The organism is Enterococcus sp. DIV1444a, assembly GCF_051712125.1.
Classification (GTDB): domain Bacteria; phylum Bacillota; class Bacilli; order Lactobacillales; family Enterococcaceae; genus Enterococcus; species Enterococcus faecalis.
Map to the genome: position 1 here is coordinate 74,143 of NZ_JBIOOG010000001.1, position 15,491 is coordinate 89,633.

Sequence of the window (15,491 nt, forward strand, 5' to 3'; positions counted from 1 at the left end):
TATCAATCATTGAGGAAGGCTATTTCAGCCCTGACTCTTTTAAAATCCCTATTTCGGTTCCTTTTTTCAATTCTCCGTGTGGGATAATGATCGGTCTTTTGCCAGACATCTCCATTTTTATATGGGAGCCTTTTCCACCATCGGTTGGTAACCAACCGAGCTTTTTTAGCAATTTGACCATTTGTTTTTGTGTCATTGGCATGTGCACAATACCTCCTGACAGGATATATTTTAATACGTGTAATACGTATTGTCAAGTGGATGAAAAAGCACCCCCGTAAGGTCAAACTTACGGGGGTGCTGATGTTAAACAATAATGTTATCTCTAATCATGTCTAAATCTTTAATCAAAATTTTGCGATTACGTAGTTCGATTGCCCCTAACTCTTTTAGTTGCTGCATCATCCGGTTAACGCTACTAGCAGAAGTTATCCCACAAAAATGCGCAATTTCTTCATTGGTCACCACGAAATCGATTAAAATACCTTCCTCTGTTTCTACACCAAATGAATCGTACATTTCATAGATTTGTGTACAAACGGCTCCAAATTTACCGTTCATTAACATTTGCTGCATCTTTTTCATGGAATGCATTAGACGGTCCCGATAGTATTCTTTGACATACATCTGTAACTCTTTACTATTATTGATATCCCGCCAAAATTGTACACGGTCGATTTGGTAAAGTTCTGCTTGTGGAGATTCGATGCGAATATTAAAAGGTGCATCAATAAATTCTGAATATTCATCACGTAGCAATGAAACAATTTCCAAATTGTTGATATAACGTAAATTAAATTCACGACCGTCTTTGGAAATAACGCTGGTTTTGATGATGCCACTTTTTAAAATATAGGCATAACGATCCTGCAGTCCTTCATAAGTTAAATAATTTTTCTTCTTTTTTACAACGACTCGAAATGAATGCTCATCTAAGTAGTCTTGTAAAACATTTCTCATTGGCGGTAACTCCTCAATTATTTCTAAATATTTTTTGTCTTTGCCTGTTGGCTTCTTTCTTATTTAAGCGAATTGGACATCATATGTCAATAACAAATGTTGATAAAAATGGTCAATTAAACGCTGTTTTGAAAAATAAAATCAGCTTTCAGATACTTTCGCGAAAAATTTCGCTTAATGAGTATTAAAAAATTTTTTTTTATTTTATGTGCTCAAATATTTTTCAAAATTAAAAAATTGTATTAAGGTAATAGTAGAAAGGGAGGAGATTTCATGACAGAACCAAACTTAAAAGACCCAAGAAAGTTATTTTATAGTGATGGATTTCCGCAGCAAGATCAAGAAACTCCCGCATTACAAGACAAAATGGTTCCTAAACCGGATTGTGGGGAAGACAGCTATGTCGGAAATCACAAATTAGAAAATCGTCGGGTATTAATTACAGGCGGTGATTCTGGGATTGGACGAGCAGCCGCCATTGCTTTTGCTCGCGAAGGCGCGGATATTGCGTTACATTTTTTCCCAGGTGAAGAAAAAGATGCTGAAGAGGTAGCGCGCTATATACGAGAAGCTGGCCGAAAAGTCTTTCTTTTCCCAGCAGATTTAAGAGACAAACAAGCGCCTGCAGATTTGGTTGCACAAGCTCGTGAATCTTTAGGCGGCTTAGATACACTTGTTTTAAATGCAGCCCAACAAATTTCCTGTGCCGCTATTGAAGAATTACCAATGGAACAAGTGATAGACACTTTCCATGTCAATATTATTGCGATGTTTGGCATTGTCAAAGCAGCAGTGCCTCACTTACCTGCTGGAAGCAGCATCGTGACTACGACTTCCGTCCAAGCCTTTAATCCAAGTGAGCATTTGTTGGATTATGCAGCAACGAAGGCATCAATTGCCAACTTTACCGTTGGTTTAGCAAAACAACTGGCACCAAAAGGCATTCGGGTAAATGGCGTGGCCCCAGGACCAATCTGGACACCGTTACAATTAGATCATGGACAACCAATTGAAGAGTTGCCAGAATTTGGGCAACATTCTTTACTGGAACGTGCTGGTCAGCCTGCTGAATTAGCCCCTGTTTATGTTTTCTTGGCGTCCAACGATGCAAGTTATGTTACGGCTCAAGTTTATGGCGTAACTGGTGGAGAAGCAATTAATCTTTAGGAGGGATGTTCCGTGAATAAAGTTGTTAAAATACTTTTGCTTCTAGGCTCACTGATTTTAATGGCATTATTTGGCGCGGTGGCCATCACCACTTGGTCAGCCGAGACGGCTTGGCAGCCCCCAGATAATGTTCAATGGTTCTTGCAAGACAATGAGTACGCTCGTCAAGCAATTTTTTGGGTAGCGCTGGTTTTACTAGGAATTATGCTCTTTCTATTTTTATTCATTCTTTTATTCCCAAGAAGAAAAGGCACGTTTGAATTAAAAGAGCAGCAAGGGAAGTTAGTGTTACACCGTAAAGCCATCGAAGGATTTGTACGCTCTAGCTTACAAGACAGCGATTTTCTGGAAGCACCAACCATTCGTGTAAAGGCGACAAAACGGCGCATTAAGGTCAATGTCAAAGGTACACTGAAACGAACGACAGATTTAATTGGACAAACAGAAGCTTGGTCAAAAACAATGGAAGAACGGCTTGCTCGTTTGGTGGGAACTGGTCACAAGATTACGATTGATGTTCATTTTGAAGATATTCAATCAGTAAAACGACCACAACAACAGCAAACACAAGCACGTGTGGAGTAGGAGGGATGTACAATGGTTGAATGGATAAAACAATATGCCGTTCCGTTAATTGGTGGCTTAGTCGGCTTGGTTTTTGCAATCTTGTTTCTGTCAATCGGCTTCTTTAAAACATTGTTAGTGGTACTCCTGACAGGACTAGGTATTTGGCTAGGTTTGTATTTGGAACAGACAGGCATTGTCAAAAATTATTTTCATCATAAATAGGAGGTTTTGGCTATGGAAAATGCAAATGTATCGATTGTTAAAGGTGAGTTGACGTTTGAGGATAAAGTAATCCAAAAAATTATTGGCATTGCTTTGGAAGAAGTCGACGGTTTGTTAACTGTTGACGGTGGATTTTTCTCGAATTTACGAGACAAAATGATTAACAGTGACGATGTTACAACAGGAATTCACACTGAGGTCGGCAAAAAACAAGTCGCAGTGGATATGGACATCGTAGCCGAATACGGAAAAGATATCGAGACCATTTATGATCAAATGAAAGAGGTTATTACTCGTGAAGTCCAACAAATGACTCACTTGGAAGTAATCGAAGTTAATGTCAACGTAGTAGATATCAAAACACAAGCAGAGTACCAAGAAGAAAGTGAAACGGTCCAAGATAAACTTGGTAACGCCGCTGAAGCGACAGGTAGTTTTATGTCAAAACAAACCAACAAAGCCAAACATGCGGTAACTAAAGGCAAGACAAAAGTCAAAGAAAACACGGCACCTCGTGTTCAATAATGGGTTATTATTTTATTAAAAATAAAGCAATAATAGAAGAAATTAGGAGGAATGAACCATGAGTAACGAAAAATTCAATAATGTACCAAAACCAGCAGGAAACGGACCACACACACCAGAAGATCATGCAATCAAAGGTGAATTAACATTTGAAGATAAAGTCGTTCAAAAAATTATCGGTTTAGCCTTAGAAAATGTTGATGGTCTATTAACAGTCGATGGCGGCTTTTTCTCAAATATTGCTGAAAAATTAGTAAATACAGATAACGTCACAGCTGGTATTGATACCGAAGTTGGTAAAAAACAAGTCGCTGTTGACATGGATATCGTGGTAGAATACGGTAAAGATATTCAAGACATTTATGAAAAAATGAAAGAATTAATCAGTCGTGAAGTGAAAAAAATGACCCACTTAGATGTGATTGAAGTGAATGTTAACGTAGTTGATATCAAATCAAAAGAAGAATACGAAGAAGATAGCGAAACGGTTCAAGATAAAGTCACAGGCGCTGCCAAAAGTACCGGTGAATTTGCTTCTGAACAAACAGAAAAAGCAAAAAAAGCTGTGAATAAAGGAACAGAACAAGTCAAAGAAAACATGGAACCACGTGTAGAGTAAACGGTTAAAAGGAGGAAACAATCATGGGCTTTATTTGGGCATTAATTGTCGGCGGTGTCATTGGGGCAATCGCTGGAGCAATTACTAAAAAAGGATCATCAATGGGCATTATTGCCAATATCATTGCAGGTTTAGTTGGTTCAACAATTGGTCAAGCCATTTTAGGCACATGGGGACCAAGCTTAGCTGGTATGGCTATTGTGCCATCGATTATCGGGGCAGTGATTTTAGTTGCCATCGTTTCATGGATTTTAGGAAGAAAATAGAGAAGATTTTTCAGAAGAGTTTGGGCGATTGTCCAAACTCTTTTTTTATATTCTTTAATATTATCTGGTTTATTAAAATTAGATTAAATGTAACTTTCCTTTGATAGGTGGTTTTGTTAAAATTTAATTAAAAAGACGTTGTGGGGCAAAAAGGAGGTGAATCAGTGAAACATAGGAAACAATGGTTAATCGGACTACTCATTATCTTAATCATAGGAATTGGAGGAAAATGGTACATGGATGAACAAGAAAAAGCAAAATTACACGAAATCCAAACAGATTTAGCGAACTATTTGTATAATAACTATCGAATTTATACGAGAAATCAAAAAAAAGTCGAAGAGATTTATCAAGAGTTTAATAAGGGGAAAGGAAGTATTTCAGAAGAGGAGTATTTTAATAAATTAAGTGCGTTAAGAGAATACTCCGACATTACCAAAATAGAATTTACCAGTTTTGCAGTAGGGCCAATGAATACATTAAAAGTTTATTTTACCATCAACGGTGTGTATGAAGAAGAAGTGGATTTAGACACGATATCAGCAGAAACTGAAAAGTTCATTTATAGCATAACAAATGGTACAGGCAAAGGTCCCTATTACATTGAAAAAAAAGATAAGCCCACAAAGAAGAAAATGCCAGAGGACTCAATTGTATATGATGAAGGAGGGATAAAGTAATGGATAATTATCGTACATAAAGAACAAGGAGGTGAATCAGTGAAACATAGGAAGCAATGGTTAATCGGACTACTCATTATTTTAATCATAGGAATTGGAGGAAAATGGTACATGGACGAACAAGAAAAAGCAAAATTACACGAAATTCAAACGGATTTAGGGAACTATTTGTATAATAACTATCGGATTTATACGAGAAATCAAAAAAAAGTCGAAGAGATTTATCAAGAGTTTTATAAGGGAAAAGGAAGTATTTCAGAAGAGGAGTATTTTAATAAATTAAGTGCGTTAAGAGAATACTCCGACATCAACAAAATAGAATTTACCAGATTTTCGGTAAGTCCAATGAAAATGTTGAAAGTACACTATACAATAAATAATAAGCTAGATAAACAGACGTATCTCAACACTATTTCCGCAGAGACAAATAAGTTAGTATTCAAAATCGGTGAGCATGAGGGAGAAGGCCCCTATTATCTTGAGAAAAAGCCAACAGCAACCAATTTATCTGTACCAGAAAATTTAGTGACGTATGATGAAGGAGGGATTCGTTAATGGATCATAATAGAATTTTATCAGATAAGGTCTACGGCGTTCAAAAGGATAAAATAAATACTAAGCTTGAAGGTACTGACAAAATTGTAATCGATGACATATAAAGGAACAAACCAATAAAAATTATCGTACATAAAGAACAAGGAGGTGAATCAGTGAAACATAAAAAGCAATGGTTAATCGGATTACTCATTATTTTATTCATAGGAATTGGAGGGAAATGGTACATGGACGAACAAGAAAAAGCAAAATTACACGAAATCCAAACAGATTTAGCGAACTATTTGTATAATAACTACCGAATTTATACATTTGATGAGCAAGAAAGAGCACAATTAGAGAAGAGATATAATAAGGGAAATGGGGACTTGAGTTATCGAGAGTATTCAAATAAATTAGATGAGATTGCAAAATACTACGACGTTAACAAAGTAGAATTTACCAGTTTTTCAGTAGGAGCAATGAATACATTAGAAGTTTATTTTACAATCAACGACGTGTATGAAGAAGAAGTGGATTTAGACACGATATCAGCAGAAACTGAAAAATTTATTTATAGCATAACAAATAGTACAGGCAATGGCCCTTATTACATTGAGAAAAAAGACAAACCTACAAAGGAAAGAATGCCAGAAGACTTAATTGTGTATGATGAAGGAGGGATAAAGTAATGGATAATTATCGAAAATTTTCAAAAAAAGTATATGAGGTAGAGAAAGAAAATGTTCAAATCAATGAGAAAATAAAAGGAACAAATCACATTGTAATCGATACCATTGATACCTATAAAGATACCCTCGGATACGAACATGAACCAAGAAGAAACAGCATGCAAGCTATGACAGTGGCAGAAATCAAAGATGAATATAAAAATGATAAAAATATAAAGGGTGTACCAGGCTATCCCCAATCCGTAATCAGTCAAAACCTCACCATTGTCTACGCTGGTACCAAATCATGGCAAGATTGGAAAACCAATTTTCGAGAAATTGGTTTTAATGATAAACACCAAGCTGGAGCGTTCCAATCTGCTTTAACATATGCCAGTCAGATTGAGCGCCAATATTCTCCTGGAGCTGGCTATACAATTAACACGACAGGTCATTCTCTTGGTGGTGCCGAAGCAATTTACGTTGCGGTTTTGAAAGGCTACAATGCCATCACGTATGGTGCGGCTGGTTCAGGATTGACAGACGAACAAATTAAAAACTACAAAGGTCAAATTATTAATTTCTATGATACTTCAGATGCGGTTACCAACAGTTTTGTAACAGGTGGACAAGGCAAAATTCCTTTTTATAGTTTTGGAGTTGATAATTATAGTGGCGTAATTGTTGGCTGGGTTAAAAAGACGTTCGGCCATGATTTGGATATGTTTAAAACTGATGATGCCGGTAATTATATTGATAAATTTGGCGATATTGCTGTCTATTCAGATGGGTATGGTGGCGTTGCAATCGAACAAACCATCCTGGCGCAGCAGATTTTAGAAAATAAAAATAGAATCCGTGGGTTGGAGACTTACGACGGCACGAATCCTGAGACATTGGCAGAAATCAACCGTTTAAAAAAAGAAAACAAATGGCTTCAAGAACAACTGAAACAATTTAATCAGTTGAATGAATTACGTGTTTCTTTAACGGCGAGCGGTGGCGGATTATCTAGTAATGAACGGATTTATTTAGAAGATAGTCAAGCTTTAGCGGTTGTTAAAGTCGCCGCATCACAATTTGATGTAGCGATGGAAGAGTGCCTACATATTTACAAAAAAGTGATGCAAGAATTACAAGAAGATTGGGAAAACGGATTGCAACTCATTCAACGACATACACCAGAACTTTCGTATGCAGAAATGAGAGAGGCGATGGATCAAGTCCAATGTACGAAACAAACGATGGTTGACCAAGATCTGGAATATTTCCAGCAAAAATTCAGCAAAATCAATCGTATTAGAACCTCATTTGTCCAATTAACCCAACAAATTACCGCTAAAATAAATGAATTGGTTCAGAGAGATCAAGAATTAGCGAACCAACTGAAAGGAGCCTTAACATGACGACAGCCGATGAGCTAGAAAGATGCCGCAGACAATTGCGGGGGTTAGATGAGCAAGAAATGCTCTTAGCTTCTTATCAGAGAAAAAGCCAACAACTCGCTGAAGAAACTTATTATAACATTCAGTCTGCTATTCGAATGATTGCCGAAAATCAGCAACCACTACAACAAGCGAGACAAGCGCTTGGCCGATTAGAATATGACTTTTCAGAAGAAGTAAGTCATGCTAAGAGAAAACTTTACCGTCAGAGGGAAGAGTTGGAAATAACGTATAGAAAATTAAATGCACAGCGGGAAAGTTAACGAAGGAGGATGTTCATGGAGTTATTGGAGAAATTATGGAAAGAATACCAAAAGAATCTACAAAAAGTAACAGCGCAGTCTCTCGGTTTATCGCTGTTACAACAACAGAGTAAAAAAGTACAGAAAAGCAAGCGAAGGGGAAAAAATGCTTTAGCACAAGCCAAACGCTCAATAGAAAATGCAAATACTGGCTTAGAAAAGTCGATCCAAGGACAATTTGGTAAAAAAGTAACCGATGTCTTAGAAACACAGAGTCAAACTATAGACAGTTTGTAATAGATGTGAACTTATTTTTAATTAAAAGAAAGAGCCCTCAACCATTCGATATTTTGAGAATAGTTGAGGGCTCTTTCTTCAACAAAAGTCAACAACATTTGTTGAAGTTATTTGTAGATAACGTTTATCATTCACAAATTTACATTTTTTTGTAACGGATATCTCGTATAGTAATAACTGCAAATGAATTTCAGAAAATTTTTTGATAAGTCATCAAAGTGAGGGGATAGCGGTCTTTTATTGAAAAATAGCAACAAAAAATAAACAGAACAAAAAAGAGAGAGGAATTTAAAGAATCATGACAGAACAAACACCAACAAAGCTTTTGAATAAAGGCTTTATCAGCATTACAGTGATTAATTTCATTGTCTATCTTGTTTATTATTTATTAATGGTTATTATTGCGGTGATTGCGCAAGATAGCTTACACGCCACTTTAGGTCAAGCGGGTTTGGCCTCAGGAATTTACATTATCGGGACATTGCTTGCACGACTTTTCATGGGGAAACTCCTTGAACTGATTGGGCGCAAACAAGTCTTACGTTATGGGGCTTTGTTTTATCTGTTAACGACTGTTGCGTATCTGTATATGCCAAGCATGGGTATTCTTTATCTGGTCCGTTTTTTAAATGGGTTTGGTTACGGAACCGTTTCGACAGCGACTAACGCAATTGTTACCGCCTATATCCCTAAAAATAAAAAAGGGGAAGGCATCAATTATTATGGCTTAAGTACGAGTTTAGCAGCCGGAATTGGGCCGTTTATTGGGATGTTATTGTTAAATGTTGCCAACTTCCATGTCATTATTAACTTTTCAATTATTTTAATTTTGTTAACAACCATTGCTTGCTTCATTTTCCCAGTGAAAAATATTGCGTTAACACCTGAACATCGTGAAGCTTTATCTAAATGGAATTTTGATAGTTTTGTTGAAAAGAAAGTTTTATTTATTACCTTTATCGCCTTTTTAATGGGTCTTGCTTATTCAAGTGTTTTATCTTTCTTATCTTCTTATGTCAAAGTGATCGATTTAGTGGACGTCAGCACCTTCTTCTTTATCGTCTATGCGGTCGTGATTACCTTAACACGTCCATCGACAGGTCGAATTTTTGATGTCAAAGGTGAACGCTACGTCATGTATCCGAGCTACATTTTCTTAACACTAGGCTTGTTCTTATTAAGTATGACTACGTCTGGTTGGATGTTATTAGTTTCAGGTGGGTTAATTGGCTTAGGTTATGGTACCTTCATGTCAAATGGCCAAGCAGTTTGTCTTCAAGAAAGCCCAAGTCCTCACCGTATCGGGATTGCTTTATCGACTTATTTCATCGGTTTAGACCTTGGATTAGGGGTTGGTCCGTACGTTTTAGGTGAATTACGCAACTTTATGTCATTCCAACAAATGTACTTCTTAGCAGGCTGTATCCCAATCGTTTGTACCATTTTATATATGGTCTTCCACAAAGCTAAAAATGATGCCAAAGATTTGTCTCTTGAAACGATTGAAGAGATTGAACACGGCTCAGAACTATAAATGGACAAGGAGTGATTTCAATGCCTAATGATGAACGGATTTTAAACGTTTTACAACAAACATTAACGGAAATTCAACGCATGAACACACGTTTAGCTAAAATTGAAACAGAGTTAGCCGATGTCGACCAACATCATGCAACTTTGGATCATTACTTGCAAGAGCTAGAATTGGTGACTGAAAATAACAACGTCATGTAAAACCGGGTGTCATTAAATGGTTTTTCGGTAGTTTGCGACCGAAATAGTGAAATAAATGATAAGATTTTAGAAGAAAACGTCAAAAAGTTAGGGTTCAACGCTGACTTTTTGACGTTTTCTTGCTATTTGTTAAACTTTTTAGCGCTGAAATCGATTAAATAACATCTTTAATTATCAAAATTAATTGAAAATCTAGTGCCAAACAACAAATAAACATTGTCATATCAAGAAACATTATTTTTCATGCAGGTGGTGTTAAATATTTAAAATTACAAATGGTGGCAGTTCTTGTATAATAAGAACATAGCTTTAGCGGCGCGGAAGCAGATTGGCGTTGGCTGAAAATTCAGAGAGTCAAAGGAGACGTACATATATGAAAAAGAAATTATTGGCAAGTTTATTGGTTGGTAGCGCCGTGGTTGGCGCTAGTTTGGCACCACTTTCGGCACAGGCAACTACAACAGGGAAAACACCAGTGACAGTGGGGTTTGAAGGGGGCACGTTGCCGGATGGTAACGGTGACCCAAATACCGTAAGGCCTGACCCGGATGCTTCAAATAGTAATTTTGATCTACTATTTATTCCAAAAGGGTTAAATTTTGGGAAATTATCTATCTCAGATGATTTGACTAAACCAATTCCTACACAAGTAGATGAAAGCGTAGCTGGAATGAGAGAAGCAGTAGGGGTTGGTGATTTGCGCGGAACTAAGGAAGGTTGGCATGTGACAGCTCAATCATCTGGACTGGTATCAGGAAGTGAAAAGTTAGCAGGAAATATCAATGTTGCGGGAATTGCTGTGTTTAATTTAATATACGATAAAGACACGAATACATATATTAATGGGGCCGCAGCAGACACAAATCCCGTTGAGGTTACCCCTAATTTACCTGTATATTTAAATTGGAAACTTGACTTAGGGGGAGATGCCCAACTTCTCATGAATGCTACTTCTGGTAAAGGCCAAGGATTATGGAAAGCTGGATTGCGTGATGTAACACTAAACCTTACCACTACTGCTAACGAAATCAAAGCAGGCAACTACACAGGCAACATCACATGGAACCTAGTCGCAGGACCGTCTATCTAAACACAGATGAATAAAAAGAGGATGGCTATCGATTTTCTGTTTTCAATCGTCCATTCTCTATAGAAGAATAAAAAAAGAGAGGTACATAAGATGAAAAAGAAATTATTGGCAAGTTTATTGGTTGGTAGCGCCGTGGTTGGCGCTAGTTTGGCACCACTTTCAGCACAGGCAACTACAACAGGGACTACACCAGTGACGGTAGGGATTGAAGGGGGTACGTTGCCAGATGGAGATGGACCTACACCAAATACAGTGCGACCCGATCCTGATGCCAAGAATAATAATTTTGATTTGCTGTTTATTCCAAGTGGATTTAATTTTGGAAAACTATCTATTACAGATGATTTAACTAAACCAATACCCAATAAAACAGATGCCGGTTTACATGGTTATAGAGAAGCAATAGGTGTTGGCGATTTACGAGGTACAAAAGAGGGATGGCACTTGACCGCTCAATCTAATGGTATGACATTGGGAAATGAAAAATTACAAGGCAATATAGTTGTTGGTTCAATGAATAGATATGATTTGGCATATGATGAAGTGAGTAAGAAGTATAATTATCTTACAGTAGATGTTTCAGCCCCTACAACTCGACCAGAAATGCCAACATCAATAAATTGGACGCTTGATTTAGGGGGAGATGCAAAGCTGTTGGCTAATGCGACAACGGGTAAAGGCCAAGGATTATGGCAATTTTCAATGCTAGATACAGTCTTAAACCTTACCACCACTGCTAACGAAATCAAAGCAGGCAACTACACAGGCACCATCACATGGAACCTAGTCGCAGGACCTTCTACACCAGCGCCAGCTAACTAACGTACAATTAATTACAAGACTATTTGCTCCCAGCAACACAGCAGAGTAAAAACGCAGCCCACTTCTTCAAAAGAGGAAGTAGGCTGCGTTTTTTTAAAATGTTTCACGTGAAAACTTCTAAAAATGGCGGGGACTTTTTTTCGTCACTACTTGTGTATTTAAGTTCGCTAAGCTCTGCGCTAATGCGCCAATGCTGGCGGAAAAGTCGACATAATAGGTGGGAATAGTTGCTTTAGCAGTCATTTCAGAAAAGACATCTGTAATGATGACATCGAACGGCTTTTCTGGTGAGGCCACAAAAACCAACTTTTTCTCCACCGCTTTGTTCAGCTTTTCGTAGAGGGTATCTAAAATCAAGTTGCTTTGATTGGTGCGGACCAAGACCCGAATGGGCGGGACTGACTGATCTTTTAAAGTACTAAACAACATAAATAAACTATCAGCCAACAATTCAGCATTGCCCCCCAGTGTCGGCAACAGCTCTGCAGACAAACGCGTGATATCCTTATAGAGACTCGGGTGTTTCTGACGGGCTTCCTTCAAAAAGCTGTCTTGCACAAAGGGATTGGCAATCGTCACAAAGGTCTGAAAAAAGACACTCAAATTTTGAATCGACGTATATAAATAAAGATATTCATGAAACGTCAACTTAATGTGATAGAAAGACGTCAATTGATAAACGACCTCTTTAATCGGTGAGGCTAACAACTGAACCATGTGCATTCGAGCCGCCGGAATTTCTGAAATGTCCTTCGTCGCATAGCTGGCACTAATCGTCAATAAAAAGAACGCGAAGACGCCTTCTTTTTGGACAAACTTCATCGGTACTTGATGATACGCTTCTTCTTTAAAAAATAAGTTAAACTCTGTCAAACTAACAAAAGGATTGACAATTTCCTCTTTCTCTACCAGCATTTCTTTCATATAGAAGCCACTGCGCCACCGGGCTAAAATCACACCAGAAAAAATCAAATCCTTCGTGAAATCCTGCGTTGTGTCAAAGGAAACGGAATATTTTAAGCGCTTAAAGAGACTATTGACATCTTTCTTTGGGACCGTCAGTAACGGCCAATCATCTTCTGAGTAGTTGTTCCAAAAAAGCATCATAAAGAAAATACGGATATCTTTTTCTTTGCCCACTAAGACGTTCGTCCGTTTTAGGTTGATTTCAATTTGATATTTTTTGAGCCATTGATTCAGTTGACCGATTTTCCGAGTCAACGTCGAAGAAGAAATCGCTAAGTGTTCTTCAAAATACTTGTTGTCCAGCGTGCCGTGATTAAAGGCATAGGCTAGCACTTGATAGGCGAAGCTCTTTTTTACAAAGTAAGGCATCAGAAACGACAACTGGAAGTAAGGGGCAAACCAAAAGGTGATTTCTTTGGTGTCGATGGATAAGGAAAGGAGCTTTTCCCAGCCATTTTTTTCAATTCCTGCTTGAAATAATTCAATCGTTTGCAGAAGGGTTTTTTGTTGCATTTTTAATTGCGTCGCCAAGGTGGAGAGCGCCAGTGTTTGTTCGGCAGCTTCGCTACGTTCTAATAACTTTTCTAAAACGGCGAAACTTTTGCGGTAAGGGGTATCAAGTAAGCCTGTTAACATCCAATCTCCTCCAAACTGTTTTCGTCTCGTAATTTGTCGAAATAGATTTTCCGGACCACATGTTTGAGATGATAGTATTCATCTAAGTAGGGGACGGGATGCCAATAGAAGGTACGGCTAGCATGGAAAAGCGGGTTTTTTTTATCTGTAATGACTAAATCAGGTATTTCCTGAATGTGGTTCACAAATTTCAAAGGAACGTCACAATAATTGGCAATCTCTTTCGTGAGCCATTTTTCTTGAATTTGATTAATTGAAGAATGTAATAAAATTTTGACTGGTACTTGTTTATTTAATAGGACGCTACGGATAATCAGAAAAATCGTTTCTTTAAATAAAGCATCTAAAGGATGATACTTGGCAAAAGGCAAGCGTTTTAAGAAATAATCAGTTGTCCGTGAAACATTGGGGTATTGTTTTTCATATAAGGAGACATTCGCCACCTCATAGCTTAATTCTTCTTCAATAGGAAAATGGGTTAGACGTTCACTGGCGTTGGAGAGATTCACCAATAAAAAGACGACTTCAAGAGCGCTTAAGTTCAACTGTAATTGGGAACATTTTTCAAAAATCCAAGTAGTATGTGGACTTTGGTCCATGCCCATAATGGCTAAATTAGCAAAGTTAATTGTTTCGATTTGCTCTAGCGAATACATGGTTAAGGTGCTGAATAAGTCATAGTAAAAGCGAATTTCTGCTTGCCAGCTTGCTCGTTTCGTTTGTTCATCAATAAAACAATCATTCACTAATAATTGGAACTCTGGATAAGGAAAGGCCAGATTAATGGCAGCAACTTTCGGATAATCGGTAATCGTAAAACCAGCTTGGTAACGCAGTAAACCTATGGACATAATTAATTTTAATTTGCGTAGATCAGTATATGTAAAGTAAGGGTAACGATTTTTAATAATTTCGATAAAATTTTTTAATTGCGCTTGGTTATTTTTAGCTAAGAAAGGTACCAGAGAAGTCCCTGAAATAAAAAATAAGGAGTAAAAGAAACTCCGAAAGTCGGTCTCGTTGCCACAAATCTTTTCTCGTCTTTTTAAATTTAAATGACAATTAAATTTAGCTAGCTGATTATTCAACCGATCACTGACTTGTTTAAAAATAGAGAAATTAATAAAGTGTTCATCACAAAAATCTTTGGCGGAAGTGTAGCGTTTTAAGAGTAATTCAATTGCTAAGGTATAGGTGAGGGAGCTACGCACAACGGCTTCCTTCATTAGTTCAATCGGGATGTTTTCATCGGCGACTAATTCTATGGACTGTTGATGATTAATGATGCGAATATGTACATTTTCATGTGTATTGACGCGTGAAATTAACAAGTTTAATTGGTTCAATAAATTGTTGATATTGTAGTGGGAAAATTCATATTTTCGCCGCAGTTCTTGCATGGGGACTTTTTCTTTGTTGTCATATAGAAATTCAATCAAAGATAGTAACTGAATTTCTTGTTTGGTCAGTAAGTTATACATAATAACCACCTTTCTAATTGGTTATGTTCTTTGTTTTTTAGCGAAAGAGCTTGTTGTCCTTATGCTACTGTATCTATTCTTAAAAATCAAGAAGAATTGAAAGCATCCGTTTGCTGTGGTAGGAGGGAAAAAAGACGGTATTTGTCCGCAGTTTCAAAAATTCTGGTCTGCGCTTAATTGATTAAATAACGAAAGCACTAAAGTTGATTGTTGTGTTTTTTGATGGGAAACCCTAGACAATTCTGGCTTTTTGTCTGACTTGTTTTTATGAAAAAATTTTAAAAAAACGGTATAGTTGAAGAAGATATCATGTAAATCTGAAACGTGTCAGCGCGTGTTTTCGCGGGATTGAAAAGGGTTTCGAAAAGGCGTCAACTTTTTCTGCTTGAAGAGGAAATTGTTGATGAATTTGACGGGAAAATCTCGTTATACTCTTTTTATTCTATAGTGAATAACACGCAATGTAAAAATGCGTTTTAAGGAGATAAAAAGAAAAGGTGTGTTGGCTATCTGTTTTCGTCAGGAAAAAACAACAGAAGAGCACGCACTTGTTTTAAAATAAAAAAT

The 15,491-nt window shown here is 37.2% G+C and carries 21 protein-coding genes; 17 read left to right on the forward strand and 4 right to left on the reverse strand.

The window, feature by feature from the left end; translation table 11 throughout:
• Positions 1-19: 19 nt before the first annotated feature.
• Both IGI87_RS00320 and IGI87_RS00325 read right to left on the reverse strand, forming a co-directional pair.
• Positions 20-202, reverse strand: coding sequence for a type II toxin-antitoxin system HicA family toxin (locus IGI87_RS00320; RefSeq protein WP_317095793.1), 183 nt, complete (start codon positions 200-202; stop codon positions 20-22).
• A 104-nt stretch (positions 203-306) separates the two neighbouring features.
• Positions 307-960 (reverse strand): Crp/Fnr family transcriptional regulator, encoded by a 654-nt coding sequence (locus tag IGI87_RS00325; RefSeq protein ID WP_104854675.1) that lies wholly within the window; start codon positions 958-960, stop codon positions 307-309.
• Here IGI87_RS00325 and IGI87_RS00330 point away from each other — a divergent pair.
• The 17 genes from IGI87_RS00330 to IGI87_RS00410 all read left to right on the forward strand — a co-directional run bounded on the left by IGI87_RS00330 (position 960) and on the right by IGI87_RS00410 (position 11,841).
• Positions 960-1,148: a hypothetical protein gene (locus IGI87_RS00330; RefSeq protein ID WP_104854674.1), complete on the forward strand. Its 189-nt coding sequence runs from the start codon at positions 960-962 to the stop codon at positions 1,146-1,148. The two genes, IGI87_RS00325 and IGI87_RS00330, sit on opposite strands and share 1 nt — an antisense overlap.
• Before the next feature lie 85 nt (positions 1,149-1,233).
• Positions 1,234-2,127, forward strand: coding sequence for an SDR family oxidoreductase (locus tag IGI87_RS00335; RefSeq protein ID WP_438735995.1), 894 nt, complete (start codon positions 1,234-1,236; stop codon positions 2,125-2,127).
• A gap of 12 nt (positions 2,128-2,139) precedes the next feature.
• Positions 2,140-2,712 (forward strand): alkaline shock response membrane anchor protein AmaP, encoded by a 573-nt coding sequence (gene amaP / locus IGI87_RS00340; RefSeq protein WP_113795100.1) that lies wholly within the window; start codon positions 2,140-2,142, stop codon positions 2,710-2,712.
• 12 nt (positions 2,713-2,724) lie between these two features.
• Complete coding sequence (locus tag IGI87_RS00345) at positions 2,725-2,916, forward strand: DUF2273 domain-containing protein (protein WP_002356087.1); 192 nt, start codon at positions 2,725-2,727, stop codon at positions 2,914-2,916.
• Between the two features lie 12 nt (positions 2,917-2,928).
• Positions 2,929-3,441 (forward strand): Asp23/Gls24 family envelope stress response protein, encoded by a 513-nt coding sequence (locus IGI87_RS00350; protein ID WP_010816949.1) that lies wholly within the window; start codon positions 2,929-2,931, stop codon positions 3,439-3,441.
• 58 nt (positions 3,442-3,499) lie between these two features.
• Entirely contained in the window at positions 3,500-4,060 is a 561-nt protein-coding gene (locus IGI87_RS00355; protein WP_002356090.1) for an Asp23/Gls24 family envelope stress response protein, read from the forward strand.
• A gap of 23 nt (positions 4,061-4,083) precedes the next feature.
• Positions 4,084-4,326 carry a GlsB/YeaQ/YmgE family stress response membrane protein gene (locus tag IGI87_RS00360; protein WP_002356092.1) on the forward strand — a complete coding sequence of 81 codons (243 nt, stop codon included), beginning with the start codon at positions 4,084-4,086 and terminating at the stop codon, positions 4,324-4,326.
• Between the two features lie 164 nt (positions 4,327-4,490).
• Entirely contained in the window at positions 4,491-5,006 is a 516-nt protein-coding gene (locus IGI87_RS00365) for a hypothetical protein (RefSeq protein ID WP_438735996.1), read from the forward strand.
• A gap of 39 nt (positions 5,007-5,045) precedes the next feature.
• Entirely contained in the window at positions 5,046-5,561 is a 516-nt protein-coding gene (locus IGI87_RS00370) for a hypothetical protein (RefSeq protein WP_438735997.1), read from the forward strand.
• A gap of 155 nt (positions 5,562-5,716) precedes the next feature.
• Positions 5,717-6,232: a hypothetical protein gene (locus IGI87_RS00375; protein WP_289853851.1), complete on the forward strand. Its 516-nt coding sequence runs from the start codon at positions 5,717-5,719 to the stop codon at positions 6,230-6,232.
• Entirely contained in the window at positions 6,232-7,617 is a 1,386-nt protein-coding gene (locus IGI87_RS00380) for a triacylglycerol lipase (RefSeq protein ID WP_438735998.1), read from the forward strand. Before IGI87_RS00375 ends, IGI87_RS00380 begins: the two co-directional genes overlap by 1 nt.
• Positions 7,614-7,919: a hypothetical protein gene (locus IGI87_RS00385; protein WP_438735999.1), complete on the forward strand. Its 306-nt coding sequence runs from the start codon at positions 7,614-7,616 to the stop codon at positions 7,917-7,919. Before IGI87_RS00380 ends, IGI87_RS00385 begins: the two co-directional genes overlap by 4 nt.
• A 9-nt stretch (positions 7,920-7,928) precedes the next feature.
• On the forward strand, positions 7,929-8,195 hold the full coding sequence (locus IGI87_RS00390; RefSeq protein ID WP_317095799.1) for a hypothetical protein: 267 nt from the start codon (positions 7,929-7,931) through the stop codon (positions 8,193-8,195).
• Between the two features lie 298 nt (positions 8,196-8,493).
• The gene (locus IGI87_RS00395) at positions 8,494-9,729 is read left to right on the forward strand and encodes an MFS transporter (RefSeq protein WP_438736000.1); all 1,236 of its coding nucleotides are present in this window, start codon (positions 8,494-8,496) and stop codon (positions 9,727-9,729) included.
• A gap of 20 nt (positions 9,730-9,749) precedes the next feature.
• Positions 9,750-9,929: a hypothetical protein gene (locus tag IGI87_RS00400; protein WP_002381345.1), complete on the forward strand. Its 180-nt coding sequence runs from the start codon at positions 9,750-9,752 to the stop codon at positions 9,927-9,929.
• A 373-nt stretch (positions 9,930-10,302) separates the two neighbouring features.
• Positions 10,303-11,019 (forward strand): WxL domain-containing protein, encoded by a 717-nt coding sequence (locus IGI87_RS00405; protein WP_438736001.1) that lies wholly within the window; start codon positions 10,303-10,305, stop codon positions 11,017-11,019.
• Between the two features lie 90 nt (positions 11,020-11,109).
• Positions 11,110-11,841 carry a WxL domain-containing protein gene (locus IGI87_RS00410; protein ID WP_438736002.1) on the forward strand — a complete coding sequence of 244 codons (732 nt, stop codon included), beginning with the start codon at positions 11,110-11,112 and terminating at the stop codon, positions 11,839-11,841.
• A gap of 117 nt (positions 11,842-11,958) precedes the next feature.
• On the opposite strand, the gene IGI87_RS00415 is transcribed toward IGI87_RS00410, so the two are convergent.
• Both IGI87_RS00415 and IGI87_RS00420 read right to left on the reverse strand, forming a co-directional pair.
• On the reverse strand, positions 11,959-13,443 hold the full coding sequence (locus IGI87_RS00415; protein WP_438736003.1) for a helix-turn-helix domain-containing protein: 1,485 nt from the start codon (positions 13,441-13,443) through the stop codon (positions 11,959-11,961).
• On the reverse strand, positions 13,437-14,924 hold the full coding sequence (locus IGI87_RS00420; RefSeq protein WP_104854667.1) for a helix-turn-helix domain-containing protein: 1,488 nt from the start codon (positions 14,922-14,924) through the stop codon (positions 13,437-13,439). Before IGI87_RS00420 ends, IGI87_RS00415 begins: the two co-directional genes overlap by 7 nt.
• Between the last annotated feature and the right edge of the window lie 567 nt (positions 14,925-15,491).